Below are 774 nucleotides of genomic sequence, written 5' to 3'. Positions count from 1 at the left end.
GATCCGCGACGGCGCCGTCGCCCACCGGCCCATCTACGTGGCCCTGGCCGTCACCACCGAAGGCCGGCGCGAGATTTTGGGCCTGTGGGCCGGCGACGGCGGTGAAGGCGCCAAGCACTGGCTGCACATCCTCACCGAGATCAAGAACCGCGGCGTGAGCGACGTGCTCATGCTCGTCTGCGACGGCCTCAAAGGCTTGCCCGAGGCAGTAGAGACGGTTTGGCCGAGGACCATCGTGCAGACCTCATCCGTGCACACTCCTTGGTGGCGGGAATCCCCCGCCGGTCACCGCGCCAGCGGGAGAGGACCTGTGCAGACGCGTTGCCTTCGAGGCCCCCATGCAGACCTGTCCCTCGCGCTGGAGGCGGGCCGCGAACTGGCCAGCGGGAGTTGCGCTTCGAGCGCCGAGATGAGGTACCAGCGGGGCCGCCCGGTCGGTGACCTGGACCGACAGGACGGAACCCGTGGACCACTCGTTACCCACCAACACCACAGACACAGTCAGGGCGTTCGCCGGCATCGACTGGGGCAATGCCCATCAGCAGCTCTGCCTCGTGGACGAGGCCGGCCAGGTCGTGCACCAAAGGCGCTACGCGCACGCCGCTGGCCCAGCTCAACTCGGGTGCCTCCATCGGGTTCGCCTACGCCACGCTGACCGTCGCCGCCCGCGAACACCCGGGAGCCCCCCTCTAGCGGCCTTGAAGCATCGGAGACGATTGCCGTCAACCCGACCGGCACGCTCAGCTCCGTACGGTGAGGTTGTGGTTGAGGGTT

General features: G+C 68.3%; 1 protein-coding gene and 1 pseudogene. Both read left to right on the top strand.

All coding sequences use genetic code 11. From position 1 onward, the window contains the following. Nucleotides 1-256: pseudogene (locus BZY54_RS47385) on the top strand (transposase); the annotation flags it as partial. 275 nt (nt 257-531) lie between these two features. After that, on the top strand, nt 532-693 hold the full coding sequence (locus BZY54_RS51980) for a hypothetical protein (RefSeq protein ID WP_167414196.1): 162 nt from the start codon (nt 532-534) through the stop codon (nt 691-693). Nucleotides 694-774 lie beyond the last annotated feature (81 nt).

It is taken from the genome of Streptomyces carpinensis (assembly GCF_002154505.1).
GTDB classification, from domain to species: Bacteria; Actinomycetota; Actinomycetes; order Streptomycetales; family Streptomycetaceae; genus Streptomyces; species Streptomyces carpinensis.
The sequence above is the reverse complement of the archived record's forward strand: the minus strand, read 5'-3'. Positions and strand labels throughout refer to the sequence as shown.

Excerpts from the sequence above, each read along its gene's own strand:
- BZY54_RS51980 (WP_167414196.1), top strand. The coding sequence starts at position 532 with ATGCCCATCAGCAGCTCTGCCTCGTGGACGAGGCCGGCCAGGTCGTGC.